This is a genomic window from Pseudoxanthomonas sp. z9 (genome assembly GCF_006542425.1).
Taxonomy (GTDB): domain Bacteria; phylum Pseudomonadota; class Gammaproteobacteria; order Xanthomonadales; family Xanthomonadaceae; genus Pseudoxanthomonas_A.
This window is the reverse complement of sequence record NZ_VFID01000014.1, coordinates 37,302-58,975: the sequence shown is the minus strand read 5'-3', so window position 1 is coordinate 58,975 and position 21,674 is coordinate 37,302. Positions and strand designations below refer to the sequence as shown.

The following is a 21,674-nucleotide window of genomic DNA, read 5'->3' as shown; positions in this document are numbered from 1 at the left end:
TCAGATCCAGCGTTCGGCCAGTTGCCGGGCCATGTCGACCGGCGAGGCCAGCGGTCCGCCGCGTGCGGCCAGCGCATGCGATGCGGCGGGGTCGTAGCAGCCCTCCGGCGCCTGTGCGGTCACCCAGGCGCCCTGCGCCGCCAGGGACCACGCCGCGTCGACCCAGTGACTGTCGCTGCCGCTGAGCAGCAGCACCGCGCTGTCGCGCGCCGGCAGTTGCGCGATCGCGGTCTCGAGCTCGCCATGAGCGCGGAAATCGATCGCACCCTGTTCCACGCCGACGCCGACGTCGCCCGGCAGCACGTAGACATGCCCCGCCTCGGCCGCGTGCCCGGCTTCGGCCAGCATCACCGGCATCGTCGATACCCGCGCCATCTGGCGCACCAGGTTGTCATAGCGTCCGCCATCCAGCTTCAGGTGGATGATCAACGGACGGCCGAAATCAGGCGGCAACTCGGCCAACAACTTGCGTATGGCATCCGGGCCGCCGATGCCGGCGAACACCAGCACCGCGCCCGGCGTACGCGGACCGCCGCCCGCGGCGGTGGGCTCCAGCGGTTCCAGCGACAGTTCCCACTTCGACGGCGCCGGGTTTCCAGCCAGCGGCGGCGGAACGGCCGGCGATGCCGGGGACGAAGCCGCGGGTTCCGTGGTCACCGGCTCCAGCGCCAGATCCCAGACCGGCTCGATGGCCGGCGGACGCGACGGAGGCGGCGGGATTTCCACGGACGGTTCTTCCTTCGGTGCCGCGCCACGCAACCACTCGTCCGCATCGACCACCGCGGACTGGGCGGTCGCCGATGGCGGCCGGTAGGCGAAATCGTCGTCGGGAAGTTCCCAGGCGCGATCCACCGCCTCGTGCAGGTGCGGTTCGATCGCGGCATCGGCATGCATCTGCGCGGGCGTGGGCGGCAGGCCCGGTTCCAGCGCCAGCGACGCATCCTCTTCGCGACCGGGCGGCAACACGTCGTCATGGCCGTTGATCTTGGCCGCCAGATGGCGGGCCCAGCGCCGCGCTTCCCAGCCATCGCGGCGTGCGGCCAGTTCGGCTTCCTCGAACAGCACGGCGATCGCCGGATCGTCGAGCACGGCATCGAATCGGGCAAGGCTGTCCTCGATGGCCGGCTCCAACGCCACCAGCACCACTTCGGGGGCCGCGTCGGTCACCGTCTGCGCATCGATCGCCGCCGGATCGTCTTCCAGCACGATGTCCGCACCCACCTCGTTGAGTGCGCTGCGCAGGCGTTCCCGCGCCGGTCCGGAGCGGGCCAGCAGGGCGACGCGCTTGACCTCATTCGCGGACACGGGCGATTCCCAGCAAATCGTAGACGTTGCGCATCAAATCCAGTTCCTGGTACGGCTTGCCCATGTAGCGCTGCACCCCGATGTCGAACGCGCGCTGGCGGTGCTTGTCGCCGGTTCGCGAGGTGATCATGACGATGGGCACGTCCTTGAAGCGCGGGTCGGCCTTCATCGCGGTTGCCAGCTCGTAGCCGTCCATGCGCGGCATCTCGATGTCCAGCAGCATCAGGTCCGGCACCCGGTCTTCCAGCTTCTCCAGCGCTTCGACGCCATCGCGCGCGGCGGTGACCTCGAAGTTGTGGCGCTCCAGCACGCGGCCGGTCACCTTGCGCATGGTCAGCGAGTCGTCGACCACCATCACCAGCGGCACGCGCCGCTGCTCCTGCACCGGCGCGGCCGACGCCGGTTGCTGCGGTTGGGCCAGATGGCGACGCACCAGCGGCGCGATGTCCAGGATGACCACCACGCTGCCGTCGCCGGTGATGGTGGCGCCGTAGATGCCGGGAATGGAGGCCAACTGCGGACCGACGGCCTTGACCACGATTTCGCGGTTGCCCAGCACCTGATCCACCGCCACCGCCGCGCGCATGTCGCCCGCGCGGATCAGCAGCAGCGGCACCTGCGCCTCGCCTTCCGCGCGCGCCGGCGCATGGCCGACCAGGTGGCCCAGGTTGTACAGGGTGTATTCCTCGCCGCCGTAGACGTAACCGCCTTCGCCGGCTTCGAAGCGCGCATGGCTGATGCGGCCGATGCCGCTGACCGACGCGACCGGCACGGCGAACTGGGTTTCACCGATCTGCACGAACGCGGCCTGGGTCACCGCCAGCGTCTGCGGCAGGCGCAAGGTGAACTCGGCCCCCTCTCCCTGGCGCGAGGCGATGTCCAGCGAGCCGCCCAGCTGTCGCACTTCGTTGTAGACCACGTCCATGCCGACGCCGCGTCCGGCCAGCTGGCTGACGCTGTCGTAGGTGGAGAAACCCGATTCCAGGATCAACCGATCCAGGTCGATGTCGTCGATGGCCGTGCCCGGCTGCAACAGGCCGCGCTGTTCGGCGCGCTCGCGGATCGCCGCGCGGTTCAGGCCCGCACCGTCGTCGCGGACGCTCAACACCATTTCCGAACCTTCGCGGCGCAGGTGGACCTGCACCGTGCCTTCCTCCGGCTTGCCCGCCTTGGTGCGCTTCTCGGGCGACTCCAGGCCGTGTGCCACCGAGTTGCGCAGCAGGTGTTCCAGCGGCGCGGTCATGCGCTCCAGCACGTTGCGATCCATTTCGCCGTGGGTGCCTTCCAGCAACAGGCGGACCTGCTTGCCGGTATCGGTCGCGGCCTGGCGCAGCACGCGCCGCAGGCGCGGCACGATGCCCTCGAACGGCACCATGCGCGCGCGCATCAGGCCATCCTGCAGTTCCGAACTCACGCGCGACTGCTGGTGCAGCAGGCTGTCGTAGTTGCGCGCCAGATCGTCCAGGACGCCCTGCAGGCCGCTGATGTCGGCGGCCGATTCGGCCAGTGCGCGGCTGAGCTGCTGGAGGGTGGAGAAGCGGTCCAGCTCCAGCGGGTCGAAGGTGGCGTCCTGGTGATCCTGCTCGCGCTGGTAGCGCGCGACGATCTGCGCCTCCGTCTCCAGGTCCAGGCGGCGCAACTGGTCATGCAGGCGGGTGTTGGTGCGTTCCAGTTCGGCCATCGCACCGCGGAACGCACCGAGCTGCTGCTCCAGGCGGGCGCGGTAGATCGCCACTTCGCCGGCATGGTTGACCAGGCGGTCCAGCAGGTCCGCGCGTACGCGCACCTGTTCCTGCTGGCTATGCGGAAAGAACTCCTCGTCCTGCGCGAATTCGGTCTCGACCGGTGCCGACAACGGCGCCAGCGTGACCGGCGCGGGGGCCGGCTCGACCACGCGTTCGGGTCCGGTGGGCGGCTCCAGTCCGCGCGCGTGGGCGACGAATTCCCCGATCAGTCCTTCCGGCAGGCGGACCGCGCGATGCGCGGACACCCGCTTGAGTTGTTCGTGCAACGCATCGAAGCCGCGTTCGAGCAGTTGCACGCCGCGCCGGTCCAGTTCGGTGCGCTGGGCCACGATCGATTCCAGCATCGATTCGATCGCGTGCCCCAGATCGCCGACCGCGTGGATGCCGGCCATGCGTGCGCCGCCCTTGAGGGTGTGCAGATCGCGTTGCAGGCCGGTTACCAGGCTGCGGTCTTCCGGCGTTTCGCGCAGCCTGGCCAGCAGGTCGTCGGAATGGTCGAGCAGGTCATTGCCTTCCTCGACGAAAATCTCGACCAGATCCAGGTCCAGACCGGTCAGATCGAGCGCGTCTTCGGGCTGTTCTTCCATGGCTGCAGCCTCGGCGGATGCCTGTACCGCGTCTTCCGCCACAGCGGAAGTCTCGATCGCCGCGGGCGCCGGCGACGTATCGGCGTCCGTACCTGCGGTCTCCGCTTCCGCGCGTTCCGGGGCCGGCTCGGCCGCGGGCAGGGCTTCGGATTCCGCCTCGATCACGGCCGCATCGAAGGTGGTTTCGGTCGCTGTGGTGGCTTCGGTTTCCGCAAATCCGGCTTCCGCCAGATCCGGTTCGGGTTCGGGTTCCGCTTCGGCCAATCCGGCGATCAAACCGGCGTCGCCGGCTTCGAGGTCGGACGGCGGTTCGTCGCCCGCGCCGATCTCCGGCCTGGCAAAAGATGCCTCCGATTCAATGTCGGCGACTTCAACGTCGACGGCAGCGGAAACCGGTTCTCCATCCGCTTCCGACCCTGGCTGGCCGGCGCTTTCCGTGACGAACGCGTCGGCGGCGGAAGCTTCCACTTCCACGGGCGTGATTTCCGAATCCGGGGAAGCAACGATGTCTTCTTCCCGACCATCCGATTCGTCGGCGTCGTCGCGGATGGCGGACACAGGGGACGCTGGGTCGACGCTGGCTTCCTCGACCAGCGCGACGCTCTCCCATACCAGCGCGTCGTCCAGGCTCGCGGTATCGCCAACGGTCGTGGCATCGTCGAGCGCGATTTCCTCGCCGACCTCTCCATCTGTCGCGTCGAGGCCAATCTCCTCGACCACCAGCGCATCGCCGGAAAGCCCGGCCGTTGTCTCGACCGTCGTTTCCGGTGCAGGCTCGGTAGCCGGCGTCGCATCATCGGCGGAACCGGACGCCGCATCGATCGCGGGGACGGATTCGGCATCGGACCAGGGCGTATAGACATACGAGGTGCGCACGTCGTGCACATCGTAGAAGTTGATGGTGCTGGCGGCCTGCGCCGCCGCGGTGGCATCCGCGACCGAGGCCTCCGGCGCGCCTTCGGACGGGGCGACTTCGGAGGAGGCCGAATCGACCATTGCGGAATCGAGCGCTGCAGGTGCAAGCGGCTCGCCCGCTTCCACGGGTGGCAACGCCCCGGTCTCCTGCACGTCGCCTGCGTCCGTCGTTGTCGCTGTTCCGGTCGTATCACGCCAGCCGGTGACGCCGAGCGCGTCGGCCTGCGAGGGCTCGATGAAGCGGGACAGATCGTGTGGCGCCAACTGCACGTCTTCCAGCGGTGCCGGGCCCGCGGTGCCGGATACGGTCTCGACATAGGTGCCCTGGGCACTGTCGTTGACCAGTTGGGCCCCGGCACGCACGTCGGGCAGGCTGTCTCGCAAGGCGGCCAGGCGCGCGGACAGCGCCGCGAACACGGGGATGCGCGGCGAGGGCCTGTTGAGTGCATCGATGCTGCGGGCAATCGCTGTGGCCGCGTCGGAAAGCGCGTCCACGCCTTCCGGCGCGGGCGTGCCGGCAGCGGCGAGCAACCGCTTGATGTACTGCTCGGCCGGTGCGGTGACTTCGATGATTTCGGGCACGTCCGCCATCGCGAACGCGCCATTCATCGTGTGCATCGCGCGCAGCAGCGGTTCGGTTGCCGGTTGTGGCGCGATACGCGCCGCCGACAGCCAGCCGTGGACGGTTTCCAGATGCGTGGCGACTTCCGCTTCCAGGATCTCCCGCAGGACCGAGTCCACCGAAGCCGGCGTGCCGGACAGGAAATCCGGTTCCGATTCGGCGATGCGGCTGTCCGCGTTCCCAGTCGGCTCGAGCGCCGCGGGTCCTCCATCCTCGACCGACTCGATTGCTGCGATTGCTTCGGCGCCCGCCGTGTCCTGCTTCGAGTAGAACGCTTCCTCGCCCGCCGCGATCCGATCGGCCACGGCCTTGATGCCTTCCAGGTCCGCACTGACCGGCGCCTGTCCGCGCAGTGCCGCGTTCAATTGCGGCAGCACGTCGCAGGCCTGTTCCAGCAGCACCGCCACTGCCGTGCTCGGCGCGCGCGTACGATCCAGCACGCGGTTGAGCATGTTCTCGACTTTCCAGCTGAACTCGCCCAGCGCCTTCGCGCCGACCAGGCGGCCACTGCCCTTCAGGGTGTGGAACACGCGGCGGATCGGACGCAGCCGTTCCAGATCCTCGGGGACCGTCCGCCAAGCTGGCAACAGCTGGCGCAGATTGACGATCTCCTCGTCGAATTCCTCCAGGAATACTTCCCGGATCTCGTCGTCGATGTCGCCACCCTCGACTTCGAATCCCCCGGCCAGCGCCGTCACCGCCGCGACCGGTGGCGGCGCGTGCGGTACCTGCGGAACGGCCTGCGGCTTGGCATGGCCATCGCCGGTCGGCGCCAGCGCGCTGGCCGCCGCGTCGATGTCGGCCATCACCGCGGCGAGTTCGACGTCGTCGCCGGTCGTATCCGATTCGATTTCCAGTTCCGCCGGTTCCCAGCTGACCGGGACCGTGCTCGGCGGCAGCGGCGCTTCCTCGGTGAATTCGAAACCCACCGGATCGAAGGGATTTGCCTGCGCGTCGGTGCCGTCGATGGCAGCGGTGGCGGGTGCCATCGGCGCCCCGGTTTCCGGCTGCGCCGGAGCCCGCGGCTCTTCCTCGGGCGCATCCGCCCGGGCTTCCTCCGGGAGCGGCCAATACCGCAGGTTTTCCAGGCTGCTGCGGGTGATTTCCAGGATATCGTCGCGATTGGGGCGCCGCTCGCGCAGCGCTTCCAGGTAGTACTCCAGGCTGGCCAGCGCATCGGCGAGCGTGTCGAGCTGCTGCCCTCCGGGCACGCGACGCTTGCCGATCAATTCATTGCTGACGTAGCGGCGCACACCCAGCAGGTAATCGCCGGCCTGATCCAGTTCCAGCATGCGCATGGCGCCGGCGACTTCGTCGAGCAGGCGCGGCACTTCGGCCAGTTCGGCGTGATCCCAGTTGGTCTCGATGAAGGCGACGAACTTCTCGCGTGCCGAAGCGAAATTGATGATCGCCTCCTGCGCCAGCACCTCGACGGTGCGCTGCGATTCGACCGCGCTCGGATCCTGCTGGCCTTCGTCGGCCGGACCGCCCAGGCGCGCGACCTGGTCGTCCAGCGACGCGTCCACGTAGAGCAGCGCACCGGCGATATCGAGCAGCGTGCCCTCGTCGGCCTGGCGGCGGCCTTCGGCCACATCGCGCAGCGCGTCGCGCTGCTGCTGCACGACATCGCGTGCCACGCCCAGGCCCATCATGCCCAGGGTGTCGGCGACATTGCCCAGTTCGGAGACCTGCTGTTGCAGCGAAGCGGCATCACCGCGCGTGCGCAAATGCAGGTCCAGCGCGTCCTTCACCCGCAGCAGTTCCTCCTTGACCGCGCCGCCCACCGTGTCGAGCAGTTCGCGGTTGCGCCCGCTGATGCTGCTGCGCGCGTGATCGATTTCCTCGGCGCTCGGCTGCGGCGCCACGCTCGCCGGGGTTCCCGGGGGGAACAACATGCTTTCGTTCAATCCGGACGCGCCGCGGGCGTTGCGGATCTCGTTGAGCAGCGGCAGCAGCACGATCGGGATGTCGCGATGACCGTCCTGCAGGCGCTCCAGGTAGTCCGGCAGCAATACCGCGCCGCGCATCAGGGTGGCGCAGGCTTCGTCGCGGTCGGCGACGTTCCCTTCCTGCAATGCCTGCGCCAACTGCTCCAGTTCCTCGGCGACCATCGCCGGGGCGTACAGCTCCACCATCCGCAGCGTGCCCTGGACCTGGTGCAGGTAACCGGCGCAGAACCGCATCCGGCTGCTGTCGGCCGGGGTCTCGACGAACGCTTCGATCTCGCCGCGCGCCAGGCGCAGCGTCTCGTCCAGCTCGGGTTTGACCCAGCCCAGGACGGCATGGCTCATGGCCTCTCGCAACGCGCTCATCGGCACGCTCCGTCAGCAAGCGGTCGGCATCCCGTGCGGGACGGGTGCCATGCGGTGGAAATTCGGGCTTTCATCCGTGCGATCCGTCCTCAGCCCGGCAGTTTGAAGTCGGCGACCGAACGGCGCAGGTCCGCCGCCAGTTGCGCCAAGTGGCCGATCGAGTCGGCGGTCTGCTTGGCGCCGAGCGAGGTCTGCGAGGTGATCTGGCGGATCACGCCCATCGTCTCGGTGATGTCCGAGGCCGCGGCCGACTGCTGCTGGGCTGCGCCGGAGATGTTCTTGATGAGGTCGTTGAGATCGCTGGACACGCGCTCGATCTCGCCCAGCGCGGTGCCCGCGTCCTCGGCCAGGCGCGCGCCGGACACCACTTCGGCGGTGGTCTGTTCCATCGAACTGACCGCCTCGTTGGTGTCGGCCTGAATCGCCTGCACCAGCGATTCGATGCGGCGGGTCGCGCCGGAGGGGCGTTCGGCCAGCCGCTGCACTTCGTCGGCCACCACCGCGAAACCGCGGCCCGCCTCGCCCGCCGAAGCGGCCTGCACCGCGGCGTTCAAGGCCAGGATGTTGGTCTGCTCGGAAATGTCGTTGATCAGTTCCACCACCGATCCGATTTCCTGCGAGGACTCGCCCAGGCGCTTGATGCGCTTGGAGGTTTCCTGGATCTGGTCGCGAATCTGGTCCATGCCGCGGATGGTCTCGCGCACCACGCCGGCGCCCTCGGTCGCGATCTGCACCGAGCGCTGCGCCACGTCCGCCGACTCGGTGGAGTTGCGTGACACCTGGTCGATGCTGACCGCGATTTCGTTGATGCGTTCGGAAGCGTTGGTGATCTGGTCGGCCTGGTGGCCGGCCGCTTCGGCCAGTTGCAGCGCGGTGGCCTGGGTTTCCTGGGTCGAGGCGGCCACCTGCACCGAAGTGTCGTTGATGGTGGTCACCAGGTTGCGCAGTTCGTCCACCGCGTAGTTGATGGCGTCCGCGATGGCGCCGGTCATGTCCTCGGTCACCGAGGCCTTGACCGTCAGATCGCCTTCACCCAGCGAGCTGATTTCGTCCAGCAACCGCATGATCGCCTGCTGGTTGCGGCTGTTGAATTCGACCTGGGTCTGGTAGCGCGTTTCCTGTTCGCGCTGGCGGTTGCGGTACAGGCTGAAAAGGAAGCCGCCGATCGAGACCAGCAGCAGGAAGCCGGCACCCACCGAAATCCAGAAGTTCGGGAACAGGCGGGTATCGCGCACGGAACCGAATGCGGTGAACGCCTCGAACAACCGGGTGCTGTCCTCCAGCATCTTGCCGGCGCCATTGGTCAGCGCCGCGGCCGAGGACTGCGCGCCGAACAGGTTGCGCGAGCTGCCCAGGATCGCGTCCAGATCCTTCTTCATGTTGTTCCACAGCGCCTGCGACTGATCCAGCGCGGACAATGCGCCGGCGTTGCGGACCGCGGCGATGCCCAGGTCGGCGTTGCCGTTGCGCAGGCCTTCCAGTACCTGGCCGAACAGCACCGCGTCGCGGCCGAGCGCGTCGCCGGCCATCGAGGCGCCGGCGCCGCCGGCGCGGATTTCGGTCACCCGACGGGCCATCGTGCCGGCCAGCACCACCTGTTGCAGCGCGCTGTAGATCTGCGAGGACGGAGCCCCGCCTGCCGACATCGCGCGCACCACTTCATTCAACTGCGCCTGCAGCTGCGGCACCTGGCCGGCGAAGCGGTCGGCGTTGCCGGACAGGGCCAGCACCGCGGCCTCGCTGGCGATGATCTGGTCGGCGCTCTTGTCCAGCGGCGCCCAGGTCGCCTTCAGCTGGGTCAGCGGTCCGACGATGGCGCCTTCCTTGCCGAATCGGCCTTCCAGTTCGGTGACCGTGGTGTCGATGCGTTCCTTGGTGGTCCGGAACGCCTTGAACGCCTCGGCGTTGCCGGCCACGGCCTCGCGGCCGTAGTTGGCCAGCTGTTGCGACAACACGCGCATGTCCGATGCGCCGGTGCTGGCGCCGGACAACCGGCTGCCCTGCCAGGTGGCGACGCCCGTGTTGGCGCCGAACAGCAATACCGCAATCACCAGCAGGACCAGCCAGGACGTGCTGCCCAGGCCGCCCAGCTTGCTGGTGTTGGGGGAATCCGCCGCAGTGCTCATTTCCAAACCCCTGGCTGTTTCTAGTTGTCGTCCGCGTCAGAGCGCGGCTTGTCGGAACTCCGGTGTGCGCGCCAGCAACGACAGCGCGAACACCCCCCAATCGTGCTCGTCGCCGTGATACGCACGGTCGACGAAATATCCATAACGCCCTTCGGCCAGGCTCCCCGGCTCGGTCCGCTGGGTTTCATTGAAGCTGCGTTGTCCGTACAGCTCGTCGATGGTCAGGGCGACGTCCCCGCCCGGCTGGCGCATCACCAGCACCCGCTGCCCCTCGTGCAGCACGGTGCGCTCGCCTTCCAGGAACTGCTTGAGATCGACCACGGGAAACAGGTTGCCGCGCAGGTTGCCGATGCCCAGCAGCCAGGGTTGCGCGCCCGGCACCTGCGTCATCGGCGGCAGCGGCACGATTTCCACCACTTCGGCGAAGTTGGACACCAGCCGGCGCTGGCCGACCCGATAGCCGACCCCGCGCCATTGGTCGGGCGCCTGCTCGACGGCGGGCAGCACGACCGCATGCGCCAGGCTGCGGCGCTCGTATTCGGCGAGGATATCGAACGGCGTACGACTCATGTCCCGCTCCCAGTGCGCGGTGTGGCAGTCGGCGTCACGGCACTCAAGTGCTGACGTGCGCGCGGATCGCGCCGAGGAGTTCCTCGCGCGTGAACGGCTTGGTCAGGTACTGCTCGGATCCGACGATCCGGCCGCGGGCCTTGTCGAACAGGCCGTCCTTGGAGGACAGCATGATCACCGGGGTGCTCTTGAACACCTGGTTGTTCTTGATCAGCGCACAGGTCTGATAGCCGTCCAGCCGCGGCATCATGATGTCGACGAAGATGATCTGCGGCTGCTGGTCGGCGATCTTGGCCAGGGCCTCGAAGCCGTCCGTCGCGGTCACCACCTCGCAACCTTCTCGTTTCAATAGGGTCTCCGCCGTGCGGCGGATGGTTTTCGAGTCATCGATAACCATGACCCGGAGGCCATTGAGTTCCCCGGCCCGGTCAGCGTTCTGCGTCATTACTGGAATCCCCGTGCGCGCGACGCTTCATTGACCAACCGGCGTCGCTGCGATGCCCCTATATTCCAGCCCCGGGGCGGACTGTCAAGTTGAGCCTCGGGAAAGGCCCCAGCTGAACACGGCGATGCGAACTCCGTCTCACTTGGCTCCCAGGCTTCCCGACGGCCCGGCGGGCGCGGCCTGCTACCATCGCGGCACTTTCCGCACCGGTCCGCCGCCTCCCCGCCATGCCGTTCGATGTCATCGTCGTCATGGACCCCATCGGGTCCATCAAGATTGCCAAGGACACTACCTTTGCCATGCTGCTGGAAGCCCAGCGCCGCGGCCATCGGCTCCACTACGTGGTCCCGGGCGGGCTGTCGCTGCGCGGCGGCGAGGCCTGGGCGCGCACCGCCCCGCTGGCGGTGAAGGACGACAAGGCCGGCTGGTTCACCCTCGGCGAACCGGTCAACCAGCGCTTCGGCCCCGGCCAGGTGGTGCTGATGCGCAAGGACCCCCCGGTGGACGGCGAGTACCTGTACGACACCCACATCCTGTCGGTGGCCCAGGCCGCCGGCGCCTTGCTGGTCAACGATCCGCAGGGCCTGCGCGACTTCAACGAAAAGCTGGCCGCGCTGCTGTTCCCGCAGTGCTGCCCGCCCACCCTGGTCAGCCGCGACCCGGCCGCGCTCAAGGCCTTCGTCCATGAACACGGCGAAGCCGTGCTCAAGCCGCTGGACGGCATGGGCGGGCGTTCGATCTTCCGGGTCCGCGCCGGCGATCCCAACACCAACGTCATCCTCGAGACCCTGGTCGGCCCCGGCCACCTGGCCCTGGCCCAGCGCTTCATCCCCGGCATCAAGGACGGCGACAAGCGGGTCCTGCTGGTCGATGGCGAGCCGGTGGACTACGCGCTGGCGCGGATACCGCAGGGCGACGAGTTCCGCGGCAACCTGGCCGCCGGCGGTCGCGGCGAAGGCCGCCCGCTGAGCGAGCGCGACCGCTGGATCGCCAGCCAGGTTGGCCCGGAAATGAAGCGCCGCGGCATGCTGTTCGTCGGCCTGGACGTGATCGGCGACTACCTGACCGAGGTCAACGTCACCAGTCCGACCTGCGTGCGCGAACTCGATGCCCAGTTCGGCCTGAACATCGCCGGGCAGCTGTTCGACGTCATCGAGCGCAAGCTGGCCGGCTGACGTGGACGCGGTTGCCGTTGCCCCGCCCCGCGTCGGCGAGAACGAACGCCTGGGCGCGACCCTGGCGCTGTCGCTGATCCTGCACGGCATGCTGGTGCTGGGCGTGGGCTTCAGCCTGGACGAGGCGGCGCCGGTGGTTCCTACCCTGGACGTGGTGCTCAGCCAGACCCAGACCCCGCTGACCCCGAAGGAAGCCGACTTCCTGGCCGCCGCCAACCAGCAGGGCGGCGGCGACCACGACAAGGCCCGGCGTCCGCGCGACAGCCAGGCCGGCTGGGTGCCGCAGCAGGAGACCGGGCTGGCGCCGCAGCCGTTGCGCGCGCAGTCGCCGGCGCCCGCACCGCCGCCGGAGGCGCGCGTCATCACCACCCGCGACAGCGCGCAGCGGGTGCCGCCGGCCGAATCGACGCCACCGATCGAACGCCCCGACCTGCCGCGGGGCGAGCGCAAGATCCAGCACGATGCCGAGATGGCGCGGCTGGCCGCCGAAATCCACCTGCGCTCGGAGCTGTACGCCAAGCGGCCCAAGCGCAAGTTCGTCTCCGCCAGCACCCGCGAATACGCCTACGCCAACTACCTGCGCGCCTGGGTCGATCGCGCCGAACGCGTGGGCAATCTCAACTATCCGGACGAGGCGCGCCGCAAGCGGCTGGCCGGACAGTTGGTGATCAGCGTGGCGGTACGTCGCGACGGCTCGATCGAGCAGACCCGCATCATCCAGTCCAGCGGCATCCCGCTGCTCGACTCCACCGCGCTGCGCATCGTCCGCCTCGCCGAACCCTTCCCGCCGCTGCCGGAAACCGACGAGCACATCGACATCCTGCACGTCACCCGCACCTGGAATTTCCTGCCCGGCGGTGAAGTGCGGGACGAGTAGTCGCCAGCCACCGATGCCCGCCGCCGCATCAGCGTGTGTCCGGAAGCGCTGATCTGCGGCAACCCGCTGCATCCAGCCAACAATGGATCAACCCGGGGAGGCGCGCGACACGCGTGTGGCCCAGATGAACTGCACCGCGAGCGCAAGCACCACCAGCGACACGGGCACGACGATTCTTGAAATGGGAACGAGTCCGAACCATTCCAGCCCCAGGTACCAGCGATAGGCATACAGGGGCAGCATCAGGAATCCGACCCCGCAGATCAGGACTTCGGGATCCGTGCGCATCCCCAGCAAGGACGCCAGTCCGTTGTCCGGGGCGCCAAACATCCTGTTCGCCAGAAGCATCCTGCCGGCCAGCCCGGCTCTCTCCGATGTCCCGATCTTTCCTTCATACCATTTGAACCGGATTACCAGGTTCATCCAGATCATGAGTGAAGTGAAAACAAGGCAGGCTTGGCCAATTCCTCCCAGCATCAACACCGTTGCCGGCGCCAATCCTTCATCCAGGAGCGTCCTGGCCAGCGGATTCGCTTCGTATTCCAGATCCGGTGAGTGGTGCAACGTCGCGTAGATGTCGAATGTCGCTCCACCGACGATGAAGGCCGCACCAGCCAGCAGAGGAATGGTCACGCGGCCTCTTTTCCATGCCCGGCGGAATCCAAACGCCAAGACAGCACAGATTCCCAGTCCGATCAGGCAGCCAGCAACCATTGGAAGCCGTAACCCCGGCAGAACGTCGAACAGACATAGGGCCAGGATCAGCGCAGTGAAACCAGCTCCTCGGTAAAACATCCGATACACATTCATTCATCACCTGAACGGAAGTATCCCCAGCCATGCGGAATGCATGGCTGGGGCAGTCATCGACATGAAGTCGGATCCACTTATTCGGGAGGTTCCTCCCCCTTCCGCAATCCGCCGGTCGTGGCGCATCCGGAAAGCAATGCAATTCCGATCGCCACCAGTACCGGGGCGAATCCGCCTCCAACCGCCGCCGTTTCGCTCGCTGAAAGTTCGCGCATTTCCGTACTCCTAAAGACGACGCAAACCCCCTGCGTCCGGGACAGGAAAATCCAGATATCTATCCACCGGGCATTTCCTGCGCCCCCTTTCTCATACGCGACCTTCAGCCCGGTCAATTAACATTGAGCGATTCCTTGCACTAGTTCACCGTGTGAGTCTTGAATCCATCAATGCACAACACTCGAACAGATGCATTCGTCCCGATTCGTTCGCAATATCATTCGCCTGGTACAGCAGACAGCCGTTGGCTAACAACTTCCGCAAACGCAACTTGCAATGTGAGAGTCAATGTTAGTTGCAGCGATGCGAATGCGCGCACTACGCTCGTTGCTCCTTCACTGCTGGAATGACGACATGAAACTCACATCACGCATCCGTATCGCCCGCCAGAATGCCGGACTGTCGCAACAGGAACTGTCCGAGCGCATCGGCGTTACCCGCGGCGCCGTCGCCAACTGGGAGTCCGATTCCGAGATCACGCCCACGGTCGAACACATGATCCGATTGGCGATACTCACCGGCGTGAGCTTCGAATGGCTGGCGACCGGACGCGGCGCGGGGAATGACGATCAGGCCTCTTCGCAACCCGTCACCGCACCGGAAGAATTCGCCCGCGACAGTGACGAACGTTGCCTGCTGCAATTGTTCCGCGAGGCGCCGAAGCAGCAGCGTCCGCTGATCCTGGACGTCATCGAGGTCCATGCGCGCAAGCGACGCGCATGAAGCGGGACATCCCGTCCGCGTCATCGCGCGCGGGCGGGATGGACGGGTGATCTTGTGTTACTTCGATGCCCGCAAGGCTTCCTGCTCGGCCAGCGTCAACGCGACGTTGTCGCGCAGGTAGGCCGGTTCCACCCGCTCGGGCGCGACGGTTTCGCCGCGCGCGTACGCCAGTGATGCCAATTGCACCAGATCGGACGCATGCGGCAGGACATGCGGATCCACGCTGGCAAGCCAGGGTTGAAGGCGGGCCTGCAATGCGCCGTCAAGCGCGGCGAAGCCGGTGCCGGCGCCGTGCCAGCGGCCGTCCTCGTCGGGGAGCACGACCGCGTCCGGCGCGGATACGGTCTCTTCCGACAATGCCACCAGGTCCGCGCCATCGCGCACGAAGGCACCGGCATAAACCTCGCCCATGCGCGCGTCGATGGCGGCGAGAATGCGTTGCTTCGCCCCGACCGGCTCGGTGGCATACGGCAGCACCAGCGACGCCGCCACCACCTTGAGGGTGGAAATCGGAACGATCGGCCGGTCCAGCGCCATCGCGATGCCCTGCGCCAAAGCGATCGCCAGGCGCACGCCGGTGAACGCGCCGGGCCCGCGGCTGATCGCGATGGCATCCAGCTCGGTCCGCGCCACCCCGGCGTCCGCCAGCAGCGCATCGGCCCAGGGCAACGCCAGTTCGGCATGCCTGCGGGGCGCGATCTCGAAGCGCTCGCGCACTTCGCCGTCCAGATACAGGGCCACCGAGCAGGCTTCGGTGGCGGTCTCGAATGCAAGCAGCTTCATGACAGATCCATTTCCCTCTGGCCCGTCGATTCTGGCGCAAAGAACGCCTGCACGTCTTCCACCCGTCGGGTGCGCGCGAACGGAGGCAGCGAATCCAGGAACACCCGGCCATAGGACTTGCCCAGCAGGCGCGGATCGCACAGCACCAGCACGCCGCGATCGGTCTCGCTGCGGATCAGCCGGCCCACGCCCTGCTTGAGCGCGATCACCGCCTGCGGCAGCTGTTCGTCGCGGAACGGATTGCCGCCATGCCGGCGGATCGCATCCAGGCGCGCTTCGAATACCGGATCATCCGGCGCCGCGAACGGAAGCTTGTCGACGACCACCACCGACAGCGCATCGCCGGCCACGTCCACGCCTTCGCGGAAGCTGGCCGCGCCCAGCAGCACGCCGTTGCCGGATTCACGGAACCTTTGCAGCAGCAGCGCGCGCGGCGCTTCCCCTTGCACGAACAGCGGCCAGGGTCCGCCGCGCAACAGGTCCGCGGCCTCGCGCAGCGCGCGATGCGAGGCGAACAGCAGGAACGCGCGTCCCTGCGAGGCTTGCAGCACCGGCTTCACCGCCTCGATGACGGCGCGGCCGAAATCGCGCGAGCCGGGATCCGGCAGGTTGCCGGGCAGGTAGCACAGCGCCTGCCGCGGCCAGTCGAACGGACTGGGTTGCAGCAGGGTGGGCGGATCTTCCAGGCCCAGGCGCTCGGCGTAGTGGTCGAAGCGACCGCCCACCGCCAGCGTCGCCGAAGTGAACACCCACGCGGCGCGCGACTGTTCGCGGTGTTGGCGCAGCGGCGCGGATACGTCCAGCGGCGTGCGTTGGCAGCGAAAACCGCGCTGGGTCAGTTCGTACCAGAACACGTCGCCGGCGGCATCATGCGCCTGTTCGTCGTCATCGAATCCGGGAATCGCTTCGCTCTCGCCTTCGCCCAGCCAGCGCGACAGTCGCGTGGACAATTCGCGCGCGCGGGCGGCGCAGGCATCCAGGCCGATGGACGCCTCGGCCATGCCGACCACGCACTGGAAAAGCTCGGCCAGCGCTTCGACCACGTGATCGAAACCCTCGCTCACCTCGATCTTGCCCAGCGCGCGTTCGCGGGTACCGCGTACCGGCAACCCCTCCATCGCCAGGCGCAAGTCGCGCAGCCCCAGTTCCAGCCGCTGCACCGGCGCCTGCAACGCAGCCAGCGCGCCGGGCACGTCCTTGCACTCGCTGAGGCAATCGCGCGCCAGTTCCTGCAGCGGACGCATGCCGAAACCTTCGCCGAAGAAATTGGCCGCCAGTTCGGGCAACTGGTGCGCCTCGTCGATCACGAAGGCCTGCGCGCCCGGCAAGATTTCGCCGAAGCCTTCCTGCTTGAGTGCCAGGTCCGCCAGCAGCAGGTGATGGTTGACCACCACCAGATCGGCCGCCTGCGCGCGCTGGCGCGCCTGCACCACGAAGCAGTCCTCCCAGAACGGGCAATCCGATCCCAGGCAGTTGTCCACCGTGGAGGTGACCATCGGCAGCAGCGGCGAGTCGTCGGGCAGTGTCGCCAGTTCGGCCATGTCGCCGAATTGGGTGCGTCCGCCCCAGGCGACGATGCGTTGGAACTGGTCGACCTGTTCGCGCGAGGTGAAGCGCGGCTCGCCCTTGGCCTGTTCCAGCCGGTAGCGGCACAGGTAGTTGGCGCGGCCCTTCAGCAGCGCGCTCTTAAACCCGATGCCTAGCGCGTCGCGCACGCGCGGCAGGTCACGGTGGTAGAGCTGGTCCTGCAACGCGCGGGTACCGGTCGACACGATCGTCTTCAGCCCGGACAGCAGCGCCGGTACCAGATAGGCGAAGGTCTTGCCGGTACCTGTGCCGGCCTCGGCGATCAGCACGTCGCGCTGATCGAAGGCATCGGCAATCGCGCGGGTGAGGCGCAATTGCGCCTCGCGGGGAACGAAAGCATCGAGACGGCTGGCCATGGCGCCGCCCTCGCTGAGGGCTTCGCAACTGGCTTGGGCAAGCTGGGACATCCTTACATTCTATTGATGCCGGGCACCGTGCAGGCATCGAATTGCTGGCCGGCCTCGCCGATGGCGCGATCCAGCGCCGCGAGCTTCGCCGCCTGTTCGTCCAGTTGCGCCTGGTTGGGACGCTTCAGCGGCGCGGCTGCCTGCTCGCGACGGCGTTCGCGGACCTGGCGGACGGTTTCCCAGTGCCGGCGGCACAGCGGGCCGACCGCCGAACCGAGCGCGGTGGCACGCGCGGCGAACTGCTCGGCGCGATCGAACTCACCCTGCGCCAGCGCGACCTCGGCGCGCTCCTGCAACACCGCCGGATCGTCGGCGACGATGCCCAGCGCCTTGTCGAGCGCAGCGGCAGCGGCGGCGGCATCGCCCGCGGCCAACGCCTTGCCGGCGGTGTCACGCAGATCCTCGACCTCGGGATCGCGCAGCGGCTGCACGTTCAGTTCGCGCTCGTCGCCACCCTGCGCGGCCTTGTGGACCACGGCCAGCATCTGCGCGGGCGTGCGCAGGGCCACGGCAGGCGCCACGGGTTCGGGCGGCGTGGTGACGCAGGCGGCGAGTGAAACGGCGGTGGCGAGCACGACGATGCAGGGAAACGACTTCATTTTCATGGCGGCGATGCGGGCGGGGGAGTGTCTTCGGCGGGCGGGGCTTCTTCGGGCTTGCGATCCAGGCCGAACCAGCTGCGCCAGCCGCCGCTCTCTTCTTCCGGCGCCACCGGCGCCTCGATGACGCAGGCGCTGTAGGCGGGCGCGAAGCCGGCCACGAACGGCAGCTGGCGGGCACCGGGACAGCCGGGATCGGTGGTGTTGGAAGCCATCACCCACTGCCAGTCCAGACCCTTTCCGGACACGTTCAGCGGTGCGCTGGGCAGGCGCGCGAACAGGTTCGACCACACCCGCATGCCGCCGGTGGCACCCTGCAGGCCGGTCTGTTCGTTCTTGTCGTTGCCCATCCAGACGACCGCGAGGTGATCGCCGGTGTAGCCGGCGTACCAGCTGTCACGGCCATCGTTGCTGGTGCCGGTCTTGCCGGCCGATTGCAGCCGGCCCAGGCCGTCGCCGAGCAATCGCCGGCCGGTACCGTTGCTGACCACTTCCTGCAACGCCACGCTGATCAGGTTGGCGGCGATGGAATCGCCCTCCTGCGCGGGCGCGGGGGTCTTGTCATAGCGCTTGAGCAGCTTGCCGTTGGGATCCAGCACGCCGCGCACCGCGTGCAACGGCTGGATTTCGCCACCGGACGCAAGGAACTGGTACAGCTGCGCGATCGCATACGGACTCTGGTCGGTCGAACCCAGGATCAACGCGGGATTGGCGTCGGCCTTGATCCCGGCCAGCACGCGCAGCAGCTCGGCCAGCCGTTCCGGATCGACCTTCATGCCGATGCGCACGGTGGCCTGGTTGTACGAGCGCGCGAGCGCGTCGATCAGGCGCACCGTGCCATGGCTGCGATTGTCCGCGTTGCCCGGCGTCCAGCGCCGGTTCTTGCCCAGTTGCACCGTCACTGGCGAATCGTCGACCCAACTGGCCAGCGAATAGCTGTCCGGCTGCGCCAGCGCCAGCAGGTACACGAACGGCTTGAGCAGCGAGCCGACCGGACGCTGCGCTTCCACCGCGCGGTTGAAGCCCGGCTGCGACACGTCGCGGCTGCCAACCACCGCCACCACGTCGCCGTCGTGCACGTCGGTCACCACCACGCCCGCCTGCAACGGCGGCCGGCGCTTGTTCTCCAGTGCCTTGATGGTGCGGGTGACCGCGCCTTCGGCATAGGCCTGCGCGGATGGCGACATGCCGGTCAGCACGGTCAGGCCGGCGCCCTGCAGCGCGCTTTCCGGATAATCGCGCGCCAGTTGCCGGCGGACCAGATCCACATAGGCCGGGAAGCGATTGGCGGCGGCCATGCCCGGGGTCTGGGTGACACCCAGCGGCGCGGCCAGCGCGCGCTTGTATTCCTTCTCGTCGATGAGCTTCGTTTCCAGCAGCTTGCCCAGCACGAAGTCGCGACGTCCCTTCGCCCGCTCCGGATTGCGGCGCGGGTCGTAATGGGAAGGCCCCTTCACCATGCCGATCAGCAGCGCGACCTGCTCGGTGGTCAGCGAGTTGAGGTCGCGGCCGAACCAGAATTCCGAGCCCGCGGCGACGCCATGGATCGCCTGGCTGCCACGCTGGCCGAGATAGACCTGGTTGAAGTACGCCTCCAGGATCGTGCTCTTGTCATAGCGCGCTTCCAGGATCAGCGCGAACAGGATTTCGTTGAACTTGCGCGAGGGCGTGACTTCCTTGCCGATGCCGAGCAGGCCGCTGCGCGCGAGCTGCTGGGTCAGGGTGCTGGCGCCCTGGCGGGTTTCGCCGCCGGAACGCAGCGTCACCCAGATGGCGCGCACGATGCCGCTGAGATCGATGCCGTGGTGATCCTTGAAGTCGCGGTCCTCGACCGCTTGCAACCCGGTCACGAGCAGCAGCGGAACTTCCTTCAGCCGGACCAGCCGACGCTCTTCCTGCTTCTGGCCGTACAGGGTCGCGATGCGGGCGGGATCCAGCCGCGCCACCTTCAGGTTCTGCCGGCGATCGGGATCGCGCACCCCGGCGACCCGACCGCCGGAAAGGCTCACCTGGACCCGGCGGGGCGCCACCTGCCCGTCAACATCGACGAAACCGCGGCTGGAAATGGTGAAGCGTCCGCCTTCACGGGCGTAGGTGCCGGGCAGCTTGCCGGTGCCGTCATCGCGGTAGGAGGCGGCGGCCAGCTCGGTATTCAGGGTCTGGGCGTCCATCGCCACCCCGGGCGCCAGCGCGAGCGGGCGCGCGTAGACGCGCGTGGGGACCTGCCAGCGCAGCTCCCCGAACCGCTGGGTGACCTGATGGTTCAGGTACAACGTATACGGAATCAGGAATCCCAGCCCCAGGCCCAGGGCTGCCAGGCCCCAGGTGATCAGTCGCTGGCGCCAGGCCGGGCGGCCCTCGGTGTCGTCCTCGTCGTACTCGTAATCGTCTTCGTCGTCGTAGTCGGTATGGGCCACGGGGATGCGACAATGGGAATTCCGGGCAGTCTACCCCAGTCCTGGCAACGGCCAGGATCCGGATGGCCCGCAATTCAGTATCCGCCCAGCTAACCGTGCTCCCACTGATAGGTTTCCATTGGCACCGGCTGCTTTCCAGGCTGCATCGCGTGCGCGTCGCCCTGGCGTCCAGGGGCATGGGCCACCTGTTGGACAGGCTGCGGGCCAGTCGGGCAGTCGAACCACCGGCGCTGGCTTCGCCCGCCGCGCCGCGCCCGCCGGCGATCCCGGCCCCCGACCCGCGGGATCGCTTGCTCGTCATAGACGGAAGTCTGCCGCGACCGGATCACGATTCGGGTTCCGTCCGCATGCTGGCGATTCTGCGCCTGATGAGGAAAGCCGGCCTCGATGTCGACTTCCTGCCGGAGGACGGGCGGGAAGAAGGCGCGGATGCCGATGCATTGCGGACGTTGGGCGTGCGTATCCTCGGCCGAAGCTGGTCCTCCACGCCGGCGAGTCGGTTGCTGCGTTCCGCACCCCATGCCGGTGTGCTGGCATGCCGCTATCACCTGGCCCGCTACTGGTTCCCGCTCCTGCGGCAACACGCATCCACGACCCGACAGGTGCTGGATACCGTGGATCTGCATTTCCTGCGCGAAGGACGCGAAGCCGAGCTGATGAACAAGGCCGCGCTCGCGCGTGCGGCGCGCGCGACCCGTCGACAGGAACTCGAGCAGATCGCCCGGGCGGACACGACCTGGGTGGTCAGCGAAGTGGAACGCGACCTGCTGGCCGAACTCGTGCCCGGCGCGACGATCGAAATCGTGTCCAACATTCACGCACCGCGCGCGACGATCCCGCATTTCGCGCAGCGCCACGGCGTGTTGTTCGTAGGCGGCGGCAGGCATCCGCCGAACGCCGATGCGGTGCGCTGGCTGGTCTCCGGGATCCTGCCGCGACTGGGCGAAGGGAAAAGGCAGGCGATCGATGTCCACCTGGTGGGAGCTGGGCTGCAGGAAGCATTGGGCGGCCTCAGCCTTCCCGCGAACGTGCAGGTGCATGGCCACGTCCCCGATCTGTCCCCCTTGCTGGAGCGCTGTCGCGTGGGTGTGGCGCCGTTGCGCTTCGGGGCCGGGGTCAAGGGAAAAATCAACCAGTACATGTCCCACGGACTCCCCACGGTGGCAACGTCCCTCGCAGCCGAAGCGATGCACCTGACCGATGGCCAGGATGTACTGCTCGCGGATGACGAATCCGGTTTCGCCGCCGCGATTGAACGGCTCCATGCGGAAGGGGATCTGTGGCAGCGACTGTCCGGGCACGGCCTGGCCAACATTCGGCGCCATTTTTCCGAGGAAGCGATGCTGCCTGCCATCCTGCGCACCTTCCCGCCGGCATCGACCTCCATCCGCTGACGCCGATCAAACTCGCCGCGCAATGAAAGAACCGACCACATGCGATTTCTGCTGATCGC

Annotated in this window: 14 protein-coding genes; 4 read left to right on the top strand and 10 right to left on the bottom strand. The window is 67.7% G+C overall.

The features are described 5' to 3' along the window. The 5 genes from FG323_RS16280 to pilG all read right to left on the bottom strand — a co-directional run bounded on the left by FG323_RS16280 (position 1) and on the right by pilG (position 10,627). Entirely contained in the window at positions 1-1,305 is a 1,305-nt protein-coding gene (locus tag FG323_RS16280) for a chemotaxis protein CheB (protein WP_141455772.1), read from the bottom strand. Then, the gene (locus FG323_RS16275) at positions 1,292-7,486 is read right to left on the bottom strand and encodes an Hpt domain-containing protein (protein WP_141455771.1); all 6,195 of its coding nucleotides are present in this window, start codon (positions 7,484-7,486) and stop codon (positions 1,292-1,294) included. The genes FG323_RS16280 and FG323_RS16275 overlap by 14 nt, the downstream gene beginning before the upstream one ends. 89 nt (positions 7,487-7,575) lie before the next feature. Next, on the bottom strand, positions 7,576-9,612 hold the full coding sequence (locus tag FG323_RS16270) for a methyl-accepting chemotaxis protein (RefSeq protein WP_141455770.1): 2,037 nt from the start codon (positions 9,610-9,612) through the stop codon (positions 7,576-7,578). A gap of 36 nt (positions 9,613-9,648) precedes the next feature. Next, positions 9,649-10,182 carry a chemotaxis protein CheW gene (locus tag FG323_RS16265; protein ID WP_141455769.1) on the bottom strand — a complete coding sequence of 178 codons (534 nt, stop codon included), beginning with the start codon at positions 10,180-10,182 and terminating at the stop codon, positions 9,649-9,651. Positions 10,183-10,225: 43 nt separating this feature from the next. Next, a complete protein-coding gene (pilG, locus tag FG323_RS16260; RefSeq protein ID WP_141455768.1) occupies positions 10,226-10,627 on the bottom strand; it encodes a twitching motility response regulator PilG in 402 nt (133 codons plus the stop codon). A gap of 227 nt (positions 10,628-10,854) precedes the next feature. Here pilG and gshB point away from each other — a divergent pair, with 227 nt between their 5' ends. Further along, positions 10,855-11,802 (top strand): glutathione synthase, encoded by a 948-nt coding sequence (gene gshB, locus FG323_RS16255; RefSeq protein WP_141455767.1) that lies wholly within the window; start codon positions 10,855-10,857, stop codon positions 11,800-11,802. Between the two features lies 1 nt (position 11,803). After that, complete coding sequence (locus tag FG323_RS16250; protein ID WP_249888613.1) at positions 11,804-12,679, top strand: TonB family protein; 876 nt, start codon at positions 11,804-11,806, stop codon at positions 12,677-12,679. Between the two features lie 87 nt (positions 12,680-12,766). On the opposite strand, the gene FG323_RS16245 is transcribed toward FG323_RS16250, so the two are convergent. After that, entirely contained in the window at positions 12,767-13,312 is a 546-nt protein-coding gene (locus FG323_RS16245; protein WP_141455766.1) for a hypothetical protein, read from the bottom strand. A 747-nt stretch (positions 13,313-14,059) separates the two neighbouring features. Here FG323_RS16245 and FG323_RS16240 point away from each other — a divergent pair. After that, entirely contained in the window at positions 14,060-14,428 is a 369-nt protein-coding gene (locus tag FG323_RS16240; protein WP_181444270.1) for a helix-turn-helix transcriptional regulator, read from the top strand. A gap of 57 nt (positions 14,429-14,485) precedes the next feature. Here the strand turns inward: FG323_RS16240 and tsaB are convergent, their stop codons facing one another. The 4 genes from tsaB to mrcB are packed head-to-tail and all read right to left on the bottom strand — an operon-like array spanning position 14,486 to position 20,227. Beyond that, positions 14,486-15,211 carry a tRNA (adenosine(37)-N6)-threonylcarbamoyltransferase complex dimerization subunit type 1 TsaB gene (gene tsaB, locus FG323_RS16235; protein ID WP_141455764.1) on the bottom strand — a complete coding sequence of 242 codons (726 nt, stop codon included), beginning with the start codon at positions 15,209-15,211 and terminating at the stop codon, positions 14,486-14,488. Further along, positions 15,208-17,205 carry an ATP-dependent DNA helicase gene (locus tag FG323_RS16230; protein WP_141455763.1) on the bottom strand — a complete coding sequence of 666 codons (1,998 nt, stop codon included), beginning with the start codon at positions 17,203-17,205 and terminating at the stop codon, positions 15,208-15,210. Before FG323_RS16230 ends, tsaB begins: the two co-directional genes overlap by 4 nt. 2 nt (positions 17,206-17,207) lie before the next feature. Continuing rightward, positions 17,208-17,810, bottom strand: coding sequence for a tetratricopeptide repeat protein (locus FG323_RS16225; RefSeq protein ID WP_181444269.1), 603 nt, complete (start codon positions 17,808-17,810; stop codon positions 17,208-17,210). Beyond that, on the bottom strand, positions 17,807-20,227 hold the full coding sequence (gene mrcB, locus FG323_RS16220; RefSeq protein WP_141455762.1) for a penicillin-binding protein 1B: 2,421 nt from the start codon (positions 20,225-20,227) through the stop codon (positions 17,807-17,809). Before mrcB ends, FG323_RS16225 begins: the two co-directional genes overlap by 4 nt. A gap of 143 nt (positions 20,228-20,370) precedes the next feature. Here mrcB and FG323_RS16215 point away from each other — a divergent pair, with 143 nt between their 5' ends. Further along, complete coding sequence (locus tag FG323_RS16215; protein ID WP_181444268.1) at positions 20,371-21,615, top strand: glycosyltransferase; 1,245 nt, start codon at positions 20,371-20,373, stop codon at positions 21,613-21,615. Positions 21,616-21,674: the final 59 nt, after the last annotated feature.

Excerpts from the sequence above, each read along its gene's own strand:
- FG323_RS16275 (WP_141455771.1), bottom strand. The coding sequence starts at position 7,486 with ATGAGCGCGTTGCGAGAGGCCATGAGCCATGCCGTCCTGGGCTGGGTC.
- FG323_RS16270 (WP_141455770.1), bottom strand. The coding sequence starts at position 9,612 with ATGAGCACTGCGGCGGATTCCCCCAACACCAGCAAGCTGGGCGGCCTG.
- FG323_RS16265 (WP_141455769.1), bottom strand. The coding sequence starts at position 10,182 with ATGAGTCGTACGCCGTTCGATATCCTCGCCGAATACGAGCGCCGCAGC.
- pilG (WP_141455768.1), bottom strand. The coding sequence starts at position 10,627 with ATGACGCAGAACGCTGACCGGGCCGGGGAACTCAATGGCCTCCGGGTC.
- gshB (WP_141455767.1), top strand. The coding sequence starts at position 10,855 with ATGCCGTTCGATGTCATCGTCGTCATGGACCCCATCGGGTCCATCAAG.
- FG323_RS16240 (WP_181444270.1), top strand. The coding sequence starts at position 14,060 with ATGAAACTCACATCACGCATCCGTATCGCCCGCCAGAATGCCGGACTG.
- tsaB (WP_141455764.1), bottom strand. The coding sequence starts at position 15,211 with ATGAAGCTGCTTGCATTCGAGACCGCCACCGAAGCCTGCTCGGTGGCC.
- FG323_RS16230 (WP_141455763.1), bottom strand. The coding sequence starts at position 17,205 with ATGTCCCAGCTTGCCCAAGCCAGTTGCGAAGCCCTCAGCGAGGGCGGC.
- FG323_RS16225 (WP_181444269.1), bottom strand. The coding sequence starts at position 17,810 with ATGAAAATGAAGTCGTTTCCCTGCATCGTCGTGCTCGCCACCGCCGTT.